This is a genomic window from Arthrobacter sp. GAS37, from assembly GCF_044908325.1.
Lineage (GTDB): Bacteria > Actinomycetota > Actinomycetes > Actinomycetales > Micrococcaceae > Arthrobacter > Arthrobacter ramosus.
Window position 1 is genome coordinate 1 of the sequence record NZ_JBIYDB010000061.1, and the last position, 16,729, is coordinate 16,729.

Annotated in this window: 17 protein-coding genes; 3 read left to right on the top strand and 14 right to left on the bottom strand. The window is 62.2% G+C overall.

The annotated features are described in order from the left end of the window. Positions 1-107 precede the first annotated feature (107 nt). On the bottom strand, positions 108-626 hold the full coding sequence (locus ABH924_RS23780; protein ID WP_404502847.1) for a cupin domain-containing protein: 519 nt from the start codon (positions 624-626) through the stop codon (positions 108-110). A gap of 197 nt (positions 627-823) precedes the next feature. Here ABH924_RS23780 and ABH924_RS23785 point away from each other — a divergent pair, with 197 nt between their 5' ends. Then, positions 824-1,369: a MarR family winged helix-turn-helix transcriptional regulator gene (locus tag ABH924_RS23785; protein WP_404502849.1), complete on the top strand. Its 546-nt coding sequence runs from the start codon at positions 824-826 to the stop codon at positions 1,367-1,369. A 229-nt stretch (positions 1,370-1,598) separates the two neighbouring features. Here the strand turns inward: ABH924_RS23785 and ABH924_RS23790 are convergent, their stop codons facing one another. From ABH924_RS23790 to ABH924_RS23845, 12 genes are all read right to left on the bottom strand, one after another. Next, entirely contained in the window at positions 1,599-2,399 is an 801-nt protein-coding gene (locus tag ABH924_RS23790; RefSeq protein WP_404502851.1) for an aspartate dehydrogenase domain-containing protein, read from the bottom strand. Between the two features lie 389 nt (positions 2,400-2,788). Continuing rightward, the gene (locus tag ABH924_RS23795) at positions 2,789-3,877 is read right to left on the bottom strand and encodes a Rieske 2Fe-2S domain-containing protein (protein WP_404502853.1); all 1,089 of its coding nucleotides are present in this window, start codon (positions 3,875-3,877) and stop codon (positions 2,789-2,791) included. A gap of 3 nt (positions 3,878-3,880) precedes the next feature. Beyond that, a complete protein-coding gene (locus ABH924_RS23800; RefSeq protein ID WP_404502855.1) occupies positions 3,881-4,099 on the bottom strand; it encodes a recombinase-like helix-turn-helix domain-containing protein in 219 nt (72 codons plus the stop codon). Beyond that, complete coding sequence (locus tag ABH924_RS23805; protein ID WP_404502857.1) at positions 4,092-4,715, bottom strand: alpha/beta hydrolase; 624 nt, start codon at positions 4,713-4,715, stop codon at positions 4,092-4,094. The genes ABH924_RS23800 and ABH924_RS23805 overlap by 8 nt, the downstream gene beginning before the upstream one ends. A 16-nt stretch (positions 4,716-4,731) precedes the next feature. Then, on the bottom strand, positions 4,732-6,378 hold the full coding sequence (locus ABH924_RS23810) for a thiamine pyrophosphate-binding protein (protein ID WP_404502859.1): 1,647 nt from the start codon (positions 6,376-6,378) through the stop codon (positions 4,732-4,734). Positions 6,379-6,466: 88 nt separating this feature from the next. Further along, the gene (locus tag ABH924_RS23815; RefSeq protein WP_404502861.1) at positions 6,467-7,255 is read right to left on the bottom strand and encodes an SDR family oxidoreductase; all 789 of its coding nucleotides are present in this window, start codon (positions 7,253-7,255) and stop codon (positions 6,467-6,469) included. 86 nt (positions 7,256-7,341) lie between these two features. Next, entirely contained in the window at positions 7,342-8,085 is a 744-nt protein-coding gene (locus ABH924_RS23820; RefSeq protein WP_404502863.1) for an SDR family oxidoreductase, read from the bottom strand. After that, on the bottom strand, positions 8,082-8,897 hold the full coding sequence (locus tag ABH924_RS23825) for an alpha/beta fold hydrolase (RefSeq protein WP_404502864.1): 816 nt from the start codon (positions 8,895-8,897) through the stop codon (positions 8,082-8,084). Before ABH924_RS23825 ends, ABH924_RS23820 begins: the two co-directional genes overlap by 4 nt. Next, positions 8,881-9,876 (bottom strand): VOC family protein, encoded by a 996-nt coding sequence (locus tag ABH924_RS23830; RefSeq protein WP_404502865.1) that lies wholly within the window; start codon positions 9,874-9,876, stop codon positions 8,881-8,883. Before ABH924_RS23830 ends, ABH924_RS23825 begins: the two co-directional genes overlap by 17 nt. A gap of 26 nt (positions 9,877-9,902) precedes the next feature. Further along, on the bottom strand, positions 9,903-10,937 hold the full coding sequence (locus ABH924_RS23835; RefSeq protein WP_404502867.1) for a PDR/VanB family oxidoreductase: 1,035 nt from the start codon (positions 10,935-10,937) through the stop codon (positions 9,903-9,905). A 3-nt stretch (positions 10,938-10,940) separates the two neighbouring features. Further along, the gene (locus ABH924_RS23840) at positions 10,941-11,288 is read right to left on the bottom strand and encodes a RidA family protein (protein WP_404502869.1); all 348 of its coding nucleotides are present in this window, start codon (positions 11,286-11,288) and stop codon (positions 10,941-10,943) included. A 42-nt stretch (positions 11,289-11,330) separates the two neighbouring features. After that, a complete protein-coding gene (locus tag ABH924_RS23845) occupies positions 11,331-12,887 on the bottom strand; it encodes an aldehyde dehydrogenase (RefSeq protein WP_404502870.1) in 1,557 nt (518 codons plus the stop codon). 405 nt (positions 12,888-13,292) lie between these two features. Between ABH924_RS23845 and ABH924_RS23850 the strand changes: the two genes are divergently transcribed. Further along, complete coding sequence (locus ABH924_RS23850) at positions 13,293-14,600, top strand: MFS transporter (protein WP_404502872.1); 1,308 nt, start codon at positions 13,293-13,295, stop codon at positions 14,598-14,600. Between the two features lie 330 nt (positions 14,601-14,930). Here ABH924_RS23850 and ABH924_RS23855 read toward each other — a convergent pair whose 3' ends face one another. Then, on the bottom strand, positions 14,931-15,506 hold the full coding sequence (locus tag ABH924_RS23855) for a TMEM175 family protein (protein WP_404502874.1): 576 nt from the start codon (positions 15,504-15,506) through the stop codon (positions 14,931-14,933). A 717-nt stretch (positions 15,507-16,223) separates the two neighbouring features. Here ABH924_RS23855 and ABH924_RS23860 point away from each other — a divergent pair. Next, a complete protein-coding gene (locus ABH924_RS23860) occupies positions 16,224-16,484 on the top strand; it encodes a hypothetical protein (RefSeq protein WP_404502876.1) in 261 nt (86 codons plus the stop codon). The last annotated feature ends 245 nt before the right edge of the window (positions 16,485-16,729 follow it).

Consider the following 16,729-nt stretch of genomic DNA (forward strand, 5'->3'; position numbering starts at 1 on the left):
CGGCTGGCCCTCAGACCCACCCACCACACCACCCCCCCCCCCCCCGCCGCCCCCACCCCGGCGCGCCCGCCCCGGGGCGCCCCCCCCCCGCTTCCCGGAGGACATTTCTAGCGAGTGACTCCGTGCATCTCGGAGGTCGGCGGGTAGAAGGGAATCTCCGGTTTTTTCGCACCGATGATTACGCAGATCAGCGCATCATCTTCGCTGACAGTGCGAAGGCTCCGGGGAACGCCTGCAGGAACACGAATCAGGTCGCGGTAGCCCAAAACACGGCTGGCCGTCTTTGTGCCGTCCTGGACATCGTGGACGCTGAACTCCACCTGCCCCTCGAGGACAAAGAACACCTCTTCGACGTCAGGGTGAGTGTGCTCCGGTCCTACGCACCCGGCCGGCAGGACCATGTTAGAGAAGGTGAAGTGCTCGGCCTGGAGGATGTTGTTATCGTCCGAGTGGTCCCCGGTAGCTCCGGAGCCGATGTAGCGGACCTGGCCGCGCCGGAATTTGTCTCCCATTTTCGTCTGGAACTTCAGAGTGTCAAAGTCAACGACGCGGCTATCACGGGACGCGATAGACGAATCGATGAGCTCTTCAAGATCTGTCGTCGGTGCACTTACGGTTTCGCTCATTGTTAAACCTCTCGGACTGGGGCGATGTAAACCAAAAACGGTTGCAAAGCCAAGGAGGAACTCCCTCAACTCTAACTATCTCAACACTAAGGTAGATTGGATCAAGTAACAAGACCTTGAGTGGAACTAGGCTGGGTTAATTGATTGCTGAAAAGCCCAATGTTAAGATGCATTACCTACATCCAAAGGACAGGGCCATGCCTGACGACACAACTGAAGCCGACGCTATTGATCGCATTCTCGCGGATTGGCTGCGTGAACGGCCGGACCTGGATGCGAGCTCGATTGGCGTCCTCGGGCGGCTCTTGCGGCTGGCCAATCAGGTCCGCGCTGTCGAAAGTTCCTACTTTGACGAGTACGGGCTGACACTTGCGTCCTTCGACGTCCTGGCCAACCTGCGCCGCTCCGGGCCACCGCACCGGAAGACTGCCGGAGAGCTCGCGACTTCCTCGATGCTCACGACCGGTGGCATTACTTTCCGGTTGGACAGGATGGAGGAGCAGAACCTCATTGAGAGAGTCCGGACCCGCGAAGACCGCCGGGTTGTCTATGCCCAGCTGACCGCGCATGGCAAGGCTGTTATCGACGAGGCACTCGGAAAGCATTTAGATAAGCAACGTCAGATGTTGAGCGGTCTGACCCTATCGGAGCTCGATCAACTCGCAGCGCTGCTTAAGAAGGCGGAGGCGTCGGTGGTCGCATTTGATGTCAATGCGATGCAAGCGGTTGGCCAAGACTCCTGAAACTCGATCTTCTTCGCATCCCGGGTTATCTGGTGCATCGTGGCACTCACGGCCGTTGGTCTGTCCAGGGGGAGTCCAACAACGCCAAGACCAATTTTCATCGGGCATGGCGTGTAGCGGACGCTCCCCTGCCGGCGCTAGGGGACACTTCCGGTGCGACGGAACCGCGGGGGAGAAGGCCTTACAGCCCGATGCGAGGCGGGATGGAGTTCGAGGCCGGTTCGGGCACTCATATCAGTCCACCCCGGCCACCGATAATGGCGTCCAGAGATCGTAGTACGGCGAACGGTACGACACTGCTTGTCCTCGGATTGTCCTCGGAAGGCTTGTTGCGGATTTCGAATCGGTATTCCCCTATTTTTCCAGAAGCTTCGATGACGTGGCTGGTCAGTTCCGCTGCGGGGTCTGCCCTTACCCGGACCGTCACGGCGTCCCAGTTGTCAACAGCGATGGCAACGGCGGCGCCGGCGTTTAGAGACCTGGGGAACAACAGCGCGGCTTCAGCGGCCGATCCTTCATAAACGTCCAGTGGGCCAGGAGCATTGCGTATCTGCTCAACCAAAGCCTCGCTCATCCAGGGCTGGATAAGGGAGCCCGGCAACTTCGTCGTCGTAATCGTGACTCTGTCATAGCCTCCTGCACGGGCTCCCGAGGACAAAAGGTCAAGGCCGCCAACTGCGCCGGATGTCAAAAACAGCCGCCCCGGCCCGGCCGCCTTGAGCTGCTTTGAGAGTTCTCTATCTGCCAGGGCACCAATAGAGGTCACGAGCAGGTCAACACCGGCCCGGAGCACAACCTCGGCGTGCTCGACGAGTGCTTCCTGACCTGCACATTCAACCAGCAAGTCGCAGCGTTCCAGAGCCTCCGTCAGGTCCAACTGCTTCACGGGGGCACTACTTAGCGGGCTCCGGGAGATGATCCCTTCCAAGACAGCCCCTGCGACCCGTCCCGCAGTAATCTCGGCAACGACGGGTACTCCGATGGCGCCGTAACCGATAACTCCGACCCGGCAGGTGCGTGCTGACTTCATAATGTCCTTCGAGTCTTGAGAGTAGGTAGTTGGTTCCGCTCGCACAGGCGGTTCATGAAGCACCGTGACGAGAATATTCCCCGCACGCCCGGAGGCACTTGTGCTCACTCGAATCCGCTCTGAACCACGGGGCTTTCACGCGCTCTACAGCGCCTGGGCGGGAGGGAAGGTGGGTTCCCCTCCGAAAGCCGGATTGCCAACGTCCGGCTTTCGGAGGGTCGGAACGGGAAGGGACGTATCCTCCCTGACCGCTTACCAGGGCATCTGAGACTAATCCCGCTGGCGGGCAGCCCCGATAATCCCATGTGCTTCGATTTCCACCGTCAACCTATCTTCGACGACACGGCTAACCTCCACCGGAGTGGATCACGGCGGCATGGAGTCCTCGATTACAGGCCTTCCCCTTTGAGGGCGGCTGCCTGCTTTTCTGCGTCGGCTTCGTATACGCGCCTGATCCGTGCGACGCCGAGATCGTGCTGGTAGAGGTGTTCGTCTTTGTCAGCGTCGGAGGCGAGTGCTTCGAGGACTTCTCGGTCCTGTTCCAAAACTGCCCAGTGTTTTTCTTCAAGGGTCGTCTTGTACATGAACCGCCAGACGTCCCGCTCCCAGTCGGAGACGGTGCGGGTGCGCCAGTGGAAAATTGCAGAGTTGTTTGCATCGATGGGAGTGGCCATGCCGACGATGCCGAAAGTCCCTCCGGGTCCTGCGGACTCGGCATAGGGGATTTCCAGGTCGACATAGTCCATGGCTTCGCGGCAGTATTCGACCCAGTCGAAGTTCACGCCGCGCTGGTCTGTTTTCTCAAAGAAGAAGCCGCGGTCGGTTTCGCGGATGCGGAAGCGGGCGCTGGTGTCTCCGCCGAACATTGAGTGTGAGTCGCGGTGGAGGAAAGCGCCGTGCATCGGATCCAGGACGTTGTCCATGTAGAAACGCCAGGGCCCCTTCCATTCCGCGAAGTTCGAGAACCAGGAAACGTCCGGATTGGCCAAGCGGTCCGGCAGCTTGAACTGCGTTACCTCGGAGTCGGTTGTCAGTGGCATGAACGCGAAGATGGTATCGGCTGCTTCTGCAACTGCGAGCGACGTGGTGACGGTTCGGCCTTCGAGGGCGCATCCGGGCATGCCGGGGACGGAAATTACTGTGCCGTTTCCATCGACCTGTACTCCGTGATATTTGCAGGCCACGCGGTCTCCGAGGTGCTGACCGACTGAGAGGGGGGCACTGCGGTGGGGGCAGCGGTCCTCGAGCATGCGGATGCGTCCGGTGGCGTCGCGGAACAGCAGCCAGTCCACGCCCAGGCGCTTGACCTTGACCATGTCCCCGACGCCGACGAAGCGGGAGGGGTAGATGGGGTACCAGCGGTCCCGCAGGCCCATTGCTGCCAGTTCCTTGGCATCGACGTCGTGGCGGACGCCGACGACGTTTTTTGTCTTGCTCTTGCCACCGGTGGGACGTGCGGTTTGTGTTGTCGTTGTCATTTCTTATTCTCCCAGTCGTCGCATTTCGGCGCGGAAACGGCCTTCGTCCCACGGGCTGCCATCCGGAGCATTCAGACCGAGGCCGTTCAAACCTGCAACCACTCCTGGCAGATCTTTGGTGCCGCCGGCGAAGATCTCACTCAGTGCCCCGGCGAGTTTCTTCTCGTAGGGAGTCACAGGCACGGTGCGGGCCTGATTCGGTTCTAGGTACTGTTCAGGCACGGAAGTCCTCCTCTGATTCGGCGAAGGTGTGCAGGCCTTCGGCGATGTTCATGAATGATGTGGCCCACTCGTTGAAAGAGTCAGCCCTGGTCCGGTGTGCGGGGACGGCGGTATTTTCGATAATGACGAAGACGCCGTTGTCGATGCCGCCGGCGATGCTCTGGGGCCCGGCAATGTCGGTGTCTGCCTGCGGCGCGGCTGCGATAACCAGCGATGGTGCCCGAACGAGCTGGAGTGAACGGGCATAACCCTCGATGGAGGTGTCAACCTCAGGGTCGCCAAGAATCATGCTTTTGACCAGCTCGGGATATCGGCCGGCGAGCACGATGGTGCCGTAGACGGCAGGGCCGGAGGCCACTAGGTGCACCGGGGTGGGCCCGCCGTCCCGCAGCGCTGCTGCGGCAGCCGAGACCCACGCTTCAAGCCGGTCTTCCGGGACGGCCGCGCCCGGAAGGGCGCCGCCGACGTTTTCCCAGGTTTGGGCATCGTAGGCGGCCACCTGCCGTGTGTACCACTCCGCGGCTCCGGTGGCGTTGTGGAGACAGACGACTCGGTGCCGGATCTGCGCTGTGTCCGCTTGTGGACTGTCGAAAATCAGTGGTTCTGTCGGTGCCATTTTTCCTTTTCGTCCTCTAGTGGTTCCGGCTGGGGATATGCACCGGTGGCACAAACGGTCCCGGGGTCGGGTCCAGGGCGGTGACATCAATTTCGATAACTGCCGGTCCCCGGACTGCCAGCGCTTCCGCCAGGGCCTGGTCGAACTGTCCGGAACCGCGGACCCGCCAAAACGGCAGGCGAAGTGATTGGGCCAACAGATCGAAGTCCGGTGTGTAAAGGTTCACGCCGGATTCGGCGAAGCCGTTGGCCTTTTGCATGTTCCGAAGGACTCCGTAGCCGCTGTCATTGAAGATCAGCACTACGCACCAGGCACCCGAACCTCCTAGGGAGGCAAGCTCACCGAGGTGGACCGCCAGTCCGCCGTCTCCGACGATCACGGCCGTGGGGATCCCGGGCCGGGCGCAGGCGGCGCCGATGCCCATGGCGAGTCCCTGACCGATGCCGCCGCCGAGCGGGAAAATGTTCGTTTCCCTTGAGTAGATTTCCAGCAGGCGGTTGCCCCATTGGCTGGAGGGGATCGTCACGTCCCGGGCGATCACTGAGTCGCGGTCAAGCCGCCGGCGGAGGCTTTCGCAGATCTCGGCATACCCGCCGATGTATTCGGTCAGTGCGGCCCGGACGTTGCGGCGCGTCGCGCGCACCCGCTCGGTCCAGCCGGTCTCGACGCCGGGGGCGGAGAGTTTCCCGACGATCTGCTCGAGCAGGATCCGGGAATCCCCTTCCAGTCTGACGTCGGCCGGGTAGACCCGTCCGATGGCGGCAGGATCGACGTCAAGCTGGATGTGCGTGCGGGGAAGTGCCATGGAGTAGTGCTTTGTTTCGTTGGAACGGAAATGCGTTCCAATACTCAGCAGCACGTCCGCGTCTTTGAGGAGTGCCGCGGCCTCAGGGGTGGTTGCGAAGTTTCCGATCACCTGATCATCATCTTCGGGCACCACGCCTCTGCCTGAATTGCTGGTCAGCAGCCCGGCCCCGAGGCGGTGTAGCAGTTCAGCCAGGGCGGTACCGGCACCTGCGGCCCCGCCACCTGCCCAGATGAGGGGCCTCTTGGCTTGGGAGAGCAGTTCAACGGCTTCGGCCACAGCCTCATGGTCGATGGAGACTTCAGGCCGGCCGGGGGGGTCTGCTGGTCGCTGGTCTTCGGGCAGGGCCAGGTACTGAAGGTCGACGGGCCATTCCAGGCTGGAGGGAGTGTGCGGGACGGAGAGCAGGTGCGCAATGGCTTCCTCCAGGTCCGCTTCGGCATCTTTGGCGTTAAAGATGGTCCGTGCGTAGCCCGATACTGCCTGAAGCATCTGCAGTTGGCGGGGGACCTCATGGATCACTCCCCGGTTGCTTCCGAGGAATTCACTGTCGATCTGGCCGGTGATATGTAGCACGCGGCTTCCTGCAGTCAGTGCCTCCACCATGGACCCGGCAGCGTTGCCGGCACCTGTGCCGGTGCTGGTCAGGGCTATTCCGAACTTGCCCGAAGCGCGCGCGTAAGCATCCGCGGCATTCACTGCCGCGGCTTCATGGCGGACGGCGACGAAGTTCAGTTCCCGGTCCACGGCCTCGATCAGGGGAAGGTTGTGGATGCTGATCACCCCGAATGCGGTGTCAATGCCGTGCCTGCGCATGACCCGGACCAGGATGTCACCGCCGGTAGGGTTTTGGGGCATTTTCGTTCCTTGTTCGATGGACATCTCTTATCTCTTTCGTAGATCAGGGCCGGGCAGGGGGTTCAGCGTGAGCCCGATGGCAGGCGCCTTACACGTAGCGGCCAACACCGCCGCCGACTTCGATCGTGGATCCTGTTGTGTAGCCGCTGAGCGGGGATAGAAGGGTGAGAATGTGGAAGGCGACTTCTTCGGCTGTGCCGAAGCGGCCCAGCTTTACCCCCCGGTCTTTCGTGATCTCGGCGCTCCAGTCCGTGAAGTCCAGTCCGCTGCCTGACTGTTCGAATCGCCGGCGCCATTGGCCGGTGTCGATCAATCCGAGCAGCACCGAGTTGACCCGGGTGCCGTCCGCGGCGAGGTCTTCGGAGAGTGAGTGGCTCAGGTTCAATAACCCGGCGCGCGCGGCTGAGGTAGCGGCCAGGCGCAGCTCAGGCTGGCGGGACAGGATGGCATTGACGTTAACCACTGATCCGTGCGGTGACGCGGCCAGGGCGGCCCGCGCCGAGCGCACCATGTTCAACACCCCGAAAATCTTGAGGTCGAACTCTTCCCGGAATTGTTCGTCAGCTGTCTCATCCAGGGTGGCCATCAGGGAGCGGCCGGCATTGCACACCAGCCCGTCAACAGCCCCGAAGTTCTCCAAGGTCCCGGCAACAAACGCGTCGGTGGCTTTGCGGTCGGTAACGTCGCAGCTAGCCAGGTAGATGGAGTTCCGATCAGTCCAGACACACTGATCGAAGGCTGCCGCGAGGCGCCCGGCATCGCGGGCGCAGGCAGCTACTTTGGCGCCTTCGGCGAGCAGGTAACGGGCGGTAGCGAGGCCGACGCCGGAACTCGCTCCTGTCACAATGACGGTGCGGTTTATTAGTTGCAGGTCCATCTGGTGGTTTCCTTGATCATCAGCCGGGGCCCGGCATCGTTGGGTAGTTTTTGGAATGAGGGATGTTTCAGCTGGTGAGAACCGCCTTAATGCCCCATGACAAAGCCGCCGTCCACCACGATGTTCTGGCCGGTGATGAACGCCGCGGCGTCCGAGAGCAGAAATTGGACGACCCCGGAGATATCCTCGGGCACCTGGTCCCTTGCCAGTTCCCTGTTCTCCCGGTAAAGCCGGTAGCGGGCGGATGGCACGGATTCAGTTGCCTCGACCCTGGTTAGGCCCGGCGAGACAGCGTTTACGCGGACCCCGGCTGCTCCGGCGTCACGGGCCATGGTCCGGGTCATCGCCAGGACAGCACCTTTGGAGCTGACATAGTGGACCAGGCGCGGCGAGCCATACAGTGCGGCGTCGGAGGCGAGGTTCACGATGGCGCCGGCCCGCTTTTGTGCCAGCTGTGGGTAGAGGTACTTGCTCACCAGCCAGGTGCCGAAGGCGTTCACGGTCATGACCTGCTGGAAGAAATCTTCGTCAAGGTCCCAGAAGGTGTCTCCGCCAACCCCGTCAGCAAGAGCTGCATTGTTGACCAGACCATCTGCCCCGCCCAGTTCCCGGACGGCATGGGCTAAGGCGGCAACGGAGGCCTTGTCCGCAATATCGGTAATGATTGCGGTGGCATCGAAGCCGCGTTCCCGCAGCGTGCTGGCTGCATGTTCTGCGATTTCGGCGTTTTTTTCAGCAATGACGATGCGGTCGCCTCCGGCTGCCAGCCGTTCAGCGATGCTGAACCCCAGTCCGCGTCCTGAGCCGGTGATTACTATCAACCGTGTCATGAAAGCCTCTTCCAAAACTTTAGAATCGATGACGCCATCTCTGCCGGTTTCTCCTGCACTGCGGCATGGCCGGCGCCGGGAATGATTTTGAAACAAGCGTCTGGTAGGGATTCAGCGAGGATCCGGGATTCGGCCACGCCGGTAACTACATCGTCTTCCCCGACCAGGACCAGTGACGGTACCCGAAGAGAGGGCAGCAGCTCCGTTGTGTCGGTGGCTGCCATCATGGTTGCCGCGGCCGTGTAACCGGGAAGCCGGACCGCGGCCATTTCGGACCTGACCGCCGCGGCCGTGACAGTATCCGTTGCTGGCGAGAGCAGCCGGGAAGCCCGTCGGCCGGCAAAGGCTTCCGGCCCCGTTTCGGCCAGTTCCGGGATGCGCGCCAGCATGCTGGCCGCCGAATCCCCGGTAACAGCCGAACCCCGGGTGCTGTCTGCGAGAACCAGGGAGCGGACAGCATCCGGTGCTTGCGCTGCCGCTTTGGTGGCGATAACTCCTCCCCACGAGGTCCCGATCAGGTGGGTGGGTCCGAGGGCGAGGGATGTCAAAATCTGCAGGACGAGCCCGGGGTGGTCCACCGGGCTCCGCGGGTCCGCAGATTCCCCGTAGCCGGGCGCATCCCAGCAGAACGTGCGGTAACCGGCGTCACTGAGCAGTTGCGCCAGCGCCCCGCAGGAGGAGGCGTTTCCCCCGATGCCATGCAGCAGGAAGACAGGTGCTCCTTCACCGCGGACCACCAGCGATACGCCGTGGAGGCGAATACGGCTGTCCGGGTTTCCGGTGGCGGTAGCTACTTCAGTGGGCGGTTGCATGGTTTGCCGCGCCTACCGGGGGAACGGTGAAGTAATCGGTGTTACCCGGAACGACGAGCGAGCGGTAGCCCTCATCGGGGATTCCGGCCATGGCGGTGCGGACATCAACGGTGGGCGGCCCGGCAGTTCCCCACTGGTCCGACAGCTCGGGAGTCCGCCTCCACGTACGGCACAGCCAGCTGTCTTCATCAACCTGCGCCACTTCAGAGGTGTACTCACAAACAAGGCCCGAAGGGTCGGTGAAGTAGGAGAAGGTGTTATCCCCGGGACCGTGGCGGCCCGGACCCCACTGGGGGGCGATACCGTGGGTTTTCAGTGACCCGATGCCGCGCATGAAGTGGTCGATGCTCTGCATTTCGTATGCCACGTGGTTGACCGCCGTCCAGGGGGCCTGGTTGAAGGCGATGACATGGTGCTCTGAATTGCACCGAAGAAATGCCATCTGATGCTCGGACCAGTCCGAGATCCGCATCCCCAGAACCTGGGTGTAGAAGGCGGTAGCCCGGTCAATGTCAATAGTGTTCAGCACGACGTGGGCGATCTTGCGCGGGATTGCCCGCCGCCCCGCGGGCTCTTGGTTGAGGACGGCATGAACATCGGCGGAAAGTTCAACGAGTCTTCCCTCGGGGTCAACAAGCTGCAGGCCGTATCCTCCTGCAGCGTCGTCCAATGGTCCTGGCTCGCGGAAGAGGGGAATACCCAGAGCGGTGAGCTTGACCGCGGCCTGGTCCACCTCCTGGGGTGTGGCGAGGGCGAAGGCTACGCCGCCGAGGGCGTTCTGCTGGCCCTTTTCCAGCTTCAGAATGTGGTGCTCCGAGCCGGTTCCGCGGAGCCAGAAGCGGTCACTGTCCTCTTCGACGGTGGAAAGGCCCCAGACCTCGTGATAGAAATCCTTGGCGCGCGCCGTTTCCGGTACCTTCAAGGACACTGACCGAAGAGACCGCATTCTACAAACGGGCTCTGCTGCAAAGAAATTCATGGGGCTACCTTCATTCTTTTCGAGGTTTAGAGGTCAAGAATCAGTTCGGCCGACCGGCAACGCGAGACGCAGACGAACATGGACTTGTTTGCGGCCTGTTCGGCCTGGCTGAGGAGAAAATCACGGTGTTCCACGTCGCCGCTGATGACGCGGGTTTCGCACGTACCGCAGATTCCCTCCGCACATGAGCTGGGAACGTCGATGCCTGCGTTGTTGAGAGCATCAAGGACAGATACATCAGGCCCCACAGGGATGCGTTGGCCGGTGCTGTTGCACACCACGTCAAACGCTGATTCGTTTTCCTTCGCGACGGCAACCTTCTCCGGTGCCTTGAACCGCTCGATCCGAAGCCGGGATTCGTCCTGCATGGCCCCGGCAACAGCCTTCAACAGTGGTTCCGGACCGCAGGCGTAAACCAGCGCGTCGGGGCTCAGGGTTCCGACAGCCGCCGCCAGGTCAGGGTATCTGCCGTTGGACTCGTCATCGGCGTGGATGGTAATCCGGTCCTCGGGAAGGGCCATGATCTCCGGCAGAAAGGCCATGGTGGCGCGGGACCGGCCGGTGTAGAGCAGCGACCAGTCAGCGCCTGCCGCCTGAAGTTCCCGCGCCATGGAGATGATCGGGGTGATGCCGATCCCGCCGGCGACCAGAACGTAGCGTCGGGCTTCTTCGAGCGCGAAGTTGTTGCGCGGGCCTTCGACCTTGAGCAATGACCCTACAGGCAGGCCATCGTGGACCAGCTGGCTGCCGCCGCGGGAATCGGGCGTCCGCAGGACAGCCACGGTCCAGCTGGTTGAATCCAGCGGATCCGAGCACAGCGAGTATTCGCGTATGAGCCCGTTGGGCAAATGCAGGCTCAGGTGCGAACCTGGCTTCCAGTGGGGCAAGTTCGCCCCGGACGGATCAGTGAAGGTGACACTGGTGACCCCGTCCGCTTCCCAGGCCTTCTGCTGTATCCTCAGGTTCCGTGCGGTGGGCTCCCCGGTTACGGCCCGGTCATTGTCGGCAACCGGCCGGGGTGATTCTTCCTGTCCCGGCGTGTTCAAAGTGGTGATGGTCATTGTTCACTCCTCGCCCCGGTGCGCTATGGCTTCAATTTCAACCGTCGCACCGTACGGCAGAGCAGAGACCTCCACGAAGGTCCGGGCCGGCCGGGGTTCGCTGAAGAGCTGTTCGTAGTGTTTGTTGGCCTCTTCCCGCAGGGTCAGGTCCGTGACGAAGTAGGTGGTTTTGACGATGTCCTGCAGGGACATGCCGATGGTTCCCAGCCGCTCCGAGAGCCTGGTCGCGGCGGCCTCAATGGCTTCAAGACGGCCACTGACGGGCGTGTAGTTTTCATCAACGGACAACGCCCCGGACACAAAGCCGAAACCGCCGGCCTGGTATGCCGGGCTATATGGGTGAGCATTCACTGACTTGCCTTTCAATCGGGGATGGATGGGAAACTGCGGATTTCATGTGCCGGCCCACGGCAACGGTGCGCCGGAAAGATCCACGTAGATGCTCTTCTGGCGCATATAGGAACGGATGCCGTCCCTGCCTTTTTCGGTTCCCAGACCGCTTTCCTTCATCCCGCTGAAGGGGGTAGCGATGCTGAACTGCTTGTACGTGTTGATCCAGACAGTGCCGGCCGCGACGGCACGAGCAACGCGCCAGGCCCGCCGGTAGTCTGCCGTCCAGATGCCGCAGGCCAGGCCAAAGACACTGTCGTTAGCCTGGGCGAGCAGATCGGTTTCATCATCAAAGGGAAGGACGACTGCAACGGGACCGAAGATCTCCTCCTGGCAGATCAGCTCCGAGTTCGCCACACCGGCGATGATGGTGGGCAGGTAGTATGCGCCCTGCTGGAGTTCCTGCTCGCCCGGCCGTGCGCCGCCGCACAGGACCTGGGCCCCGGCGGCCCGTGCGCCCTCGACCATTTTTTCAACGAAGTCCCGGTGGGCGTGGGCAACCAGCGGTGCAACCTGCGTGTCCGGGTCGGTTCCAGGACCCACCCGCAGGGCTTTCGTGCCTTCGACCAGGCGCGCGAGGACTGTGTCGTAGATGGCGCGCTGGATGAACACCCGCGAGCCGGCGATGCAGCTCTGGCCGCTGGAGGAGAAGATGCCGTAAAGCACCCCGGCAATGGCCTGGTCCAGATCCGCGTCCGAAAAGATGATGGTCGGCGATTTTCCGCCCAGTTCCAGCGTGATCGGCATGATTTTCTCGGCTGCGATGTGGCCAAGCTGCCGGCCGGTTGAGGTGCCGCCGGTGAAGGAGACCTTGCCGACATTCCTGTGCCGTGCCAGCGCATCTCCGACGGTCCGTCCCGGGCCCGGAAGCACCGAAAGCAGTCCCGGCGGAAGTCCGGACTCCTCGCAGATCCGGGCGAGCAGCAGCGACACCCATGGAGCCCATACCGGCGGTTTGATCACAACGGCGTTGCCGGCGGCAAGTGCCGGGGCAACCTTCTGCGCGTCACTGGCAATCGGGGAGTTCCACGGCGTGATGGCAGCCACCACACCGATAGGTTCACAAGTGGAGAGACTCAGGTAGTCCCCCCGTGGGGGCGTGAGTGAATCCTCCATGGTTTCAAGGGCCGAAGCGGTGAAACGGAACGTGTCCGCAGCGCTTATTGCCAGGGCCCGGGTCTCTTTGAGGGTTTTACCCGTGTCCCGGGTCTGCAGAAAGGCGATCCGGTCCGCGTTGGCTTCGATAGCCGAGCCGATCCGGTGCAACACAGCAGCGCGTTCGTGCGGCAACTTACGGGCCCAGCCTGACTCCTCAATGGCCTCAAGGCCGGCCGCGACCGCCACATCCACATCCTCAACAGTGGCACCATGGAGCGTTGCGAAGACCTCAGCGGTTGCGGGATCAACAGACTCGATCAGTGCACCCGTTCCCCGGGCCCAGACCCCGCCGACATAGATTTCATCCAGCACGTCCAAGCCCGGCTCGAAGCCCCCGGACGGCGCGAATCCTTCAGAATTCGTCCCGGCCGGCCGGTCCACGATGCCTGCCCTGCTCAGCATTGTCATCCTCAGGTCCACCAATCTTCATAGTCACTCATGCTGGCCGTCGACGTTTTTCGCGACGTGTCCGGCAGGCCGTAGAAACGACCGAAATGTGAACTAGGTCATGCCAAAGAATACCAGCACTAAGATACTTGGTGTCAAGGAAGTGGATGCTTGACCTTTAAGCGCTAAGGAGATAAAACTAACGCAGTGCCATGATCTTCATCACACACATGCGCACTTCGCCAACCCGCTAACATGGCCCGGGCCGACGGCGAGAGAGCACATGTCGGGCTTGAACGGAGAACGCCTTGACGTAACGTGCGCCTCGTCCACGGCCTTGACTGGCGAGCCGCCAAAGACGGCGGCATGCCCCCCGCCTCGAGACTGCACTCGAAGCCCTCACAACATTAAGGATGTCCAATGGACACGATGAGCGAACCCAAGAAGGAACAGCCCAAACCGAATTGGTGGGTACTTTGTCTCGCATGCGCCGCAGTAGTGCTCGATGGATACGACACGGTCGCCTTGGGCCTGTCCATACCGGCAATTACCAAGGACTGGGGTGTCCAACCTTCGCAATTCACTCCTGCGCTCTCGCTGACCAGCGCCGGAGTGGCTCTGGGGTATCTGGCAGTAGGACGCCTCGTGGCCAGGCTCGGAACCAGAAACGTCATCTTTTCGGCGGTCGTGGTGTTCACCCTGGGTTCGCTGCTGACAGCGTGGTCGGGTTCGATGGTGGCGCTGACGATTCTACGTTTCGTGACCGGCCTGGGACTGGGTGCCGTGCTGCCCGCCGCTGTCTCCCATGCGACCGCAGTCAATCCCGCTCGTTTGCGTCAATCGATTGCGGTGGTCGTGATGACGGGCATCTCGCTCGGGGCTCTCATCGCAGGGCTGGCCGGAAGCGGTATCGTGGGCGCATTCGGATGGAAATGGGTATTCATTATCGGAGCTACCGCTTCCGCTGTACTTCTGCCGTTCCTGTGGTTCGGACTGTCCGGTAGCCCCGTATCCGGCACGCCCAACGACGCGGCCGAGGCCAAGCATCATGCATCGGTTGCGCGTCTATTCGATGCTCCCGTACGAAGCAGAACGCTTCTCCTGTGGGCCTTTTCATTCCTCATCTTCGCCGTGTTCTACGTGTTCTCCTCGTGGTTGCCGACCCTGCTCACCAGCTACGGCTTCAGCACCGGACTGGCACCGCTGGGGTCCGCGGCCCTGGGCATAGGAAGCATCATCGGCGCCTGCGTACTCATCCTCGGATCGCGTCGATACCGGATGACGTCGGTCCTGGCCGGAACCTCGGCGGCAGCGATCGCATTCCTGGCCATCTCTGCATTCCTCGGCCCGGACAAAGCGCTGCTGCTGCTCGTCTTCGGTGGCGTCGGCCTCGGACTCCAGGCCGGCATGATCGGCCAGGCCGCGGTGGCAGTGACGCTGTACCCCCAAGGAACGCTGACCGCAGGCGTCGGCTGGGCGGCTTCACTGGGCCGACTCGGATCGATTGTCGGCCCGATCTTCGGCGGCGTCCTCATCGGACTCGGCGTGCATACCAGCATCATCGTTCTCTCAGTATGCGTGCCCGTGATCATCGCTCTAGTGCTGGCGCTGATCCTAGGGCGGATCACAGCAGCAAAAGCGCGGATTCCAATGTCAACACACGCGGATTCCAATGTAAGCACACCTGGAGAAATCGCCCCTCACCGCGCCGCCTCGGACCTAGCGTAGACCCTGTCCAACGCCGCCCCTTCGAGCCCGTTCCCGAGGACACAGGGGCGGCAGGCCCTTCATCATGAACCAGCGAAAGTCTGCCTAGCCATGTCCGTCATGGGCCAGCGCGAAACCCGCATCGGATTACTCGCCAATGAACTCGGCGTCAGGCCCTTACCGATACGTCTCGCCTACAGGGCAACCCCGCACCGCCGGCCTACAGGTCGGCGGTGCGGGACCGTTGCACGGAAAATTGGCGCTAGCGCATTCAACGCCGACGAAGGGTCCACCCCTGGATGCCGACGCACCCGAGCATGCACCGGATTGCTTCAGGGAGTCTCGGGTCGTCTAGGCGCTGATAGCTCTCTCCAGGCGGCGGTCAGGGACCAGCCACAAAGCCGCGACCACGGCATAAGCGGCGAGTGCCAGGAGAGGCAGGGCCAGGGCGGCCGCGCAGCCGATCACATAAATGACCGGTGATGCCATGCCTTTGAGATTTCTCCCAAGCGCGCCAGCGAGGGTGCCGGTGCTGCCTTGAAGCCGAATCAAGGCGGACTGCAGGATAGTGTAGGCCACCGCTGCCAGCAACAGGTTTGACCCGTAGATGAAGACGGGAACCGCGGCGAATCCGGACTCATCCATCCACCGGGTCGTGAAAGGTACAAGCGAGAGCCAGAACAGCAGATGCAGGTTCGCCCAAAGGACACCACCGTTCACCGGCGGTGCCAGCTTCATCATGTGGTGGTGGTTGTTCCAGTAGATCCCGATGTACACGAAGCTCAGCAGGTAACCGGACAAGGTCGGCACAACAGTGGCCGCACCCTGCCAGCCGCTGTTCCCAGGCACCTTGAAATCAAGAACCATGATGGTAATAAGGATCGCGAAAACACCGTCGCTGAAGGCCTCAAGCCTGCTCTTGTCCACGGGATACCTCCGTCGAAACGATTGATGAAAGGAGGACATAGCCCGGTGTCAGTACCGGGCCGTCTTTCGTGTGGGGCAGGGGATTCTGTCGCTTCCCCGATAACGCGCCTCGGGGACCATGAGTCCAGGGTCCCCGGCCATCCGGGAAAGAGTGCGGCCAGGGTCTGCGGCCTGACCGCACTCTCCTCGCCGGGATCCATGCGCCCGGCGATTAGCGGCCCGGCCGGGTTCCGCGCACTGATACGCCGCCCGGGCACAGCCTGGTAAGTCGTTCAGGAAACCTACCAGACAATAATTTAGTGGGCGAAAGACCTGGATCGTGTCGCGAAAGCACCCGAACGGCCCCCCGAATCCGGGCTACGCTCTCCCCGTTGGGCCGGCACCGGCCGCGCGAAGAGACCGCCCAGGCCCAATGTTCTTGAAACCCGGCGGCCCACGACACATCCAGGAGCACCCTGCCCTGCTGACCAGCTACTTTGCCGGGCAGAGGACAGCTCCAGGAGTGCCAGGAACGATGGAAAATGCGCACCGTATCCGCCCCGCTGATCCCCATCCGGGGTTTCCTTGTCCAAGGTCGCCGCTAGAGTCTGGATCCACGACACAACAACCGGCCCAGTCTTCCGGTCAGTCCGCGCCCCTGGTCAGCATCGGGAACGTCCACGTCACCGAGCAATACATCATGTACCGGTCGGCACCTGGCCCCCTGCCCAGGTCAACGTGACTACGGCGGACCAGACCTCGACAACGACCCACACACCAGACTGGGCCATCGTGAGGGTCATCCTCTTCATCTGGTTCCTCTTGCTGAGGCTGCTGTTCATCGCCCGGGAAATCCGGACCAGCGAGCTTCATGGCTGTCCATATCCAGGCGGCTACTCCTACATCGAGCAGGTACAGGTACCGATCCACTTTGCCGTGCGGCGAAAGGACGTCCTCAACCGAGTCCTCAACATCCAACGTCGGTCCCGTGGTGGCTGATGGGCATGGTTGGACGCACGCCGTGCATGAGGGGCCGGTCCCGGGTACCGGGCCGCGTACAGGATCCTGCGGTCAGCGGCAGTCAAGCCCAACCCCAGATGCCACCTGGATCCGTTGTGCGCGGCCGGAAGCGGCGATTTGAGGAACTTGTGGCCGCAGAACCGTCGGGAATTCTTCAGTGCGACGGACGAAAATCGGCTCGAGAACCGACTCCAGGGCGCGGTCTGCTTCTGGACATGAGGCGA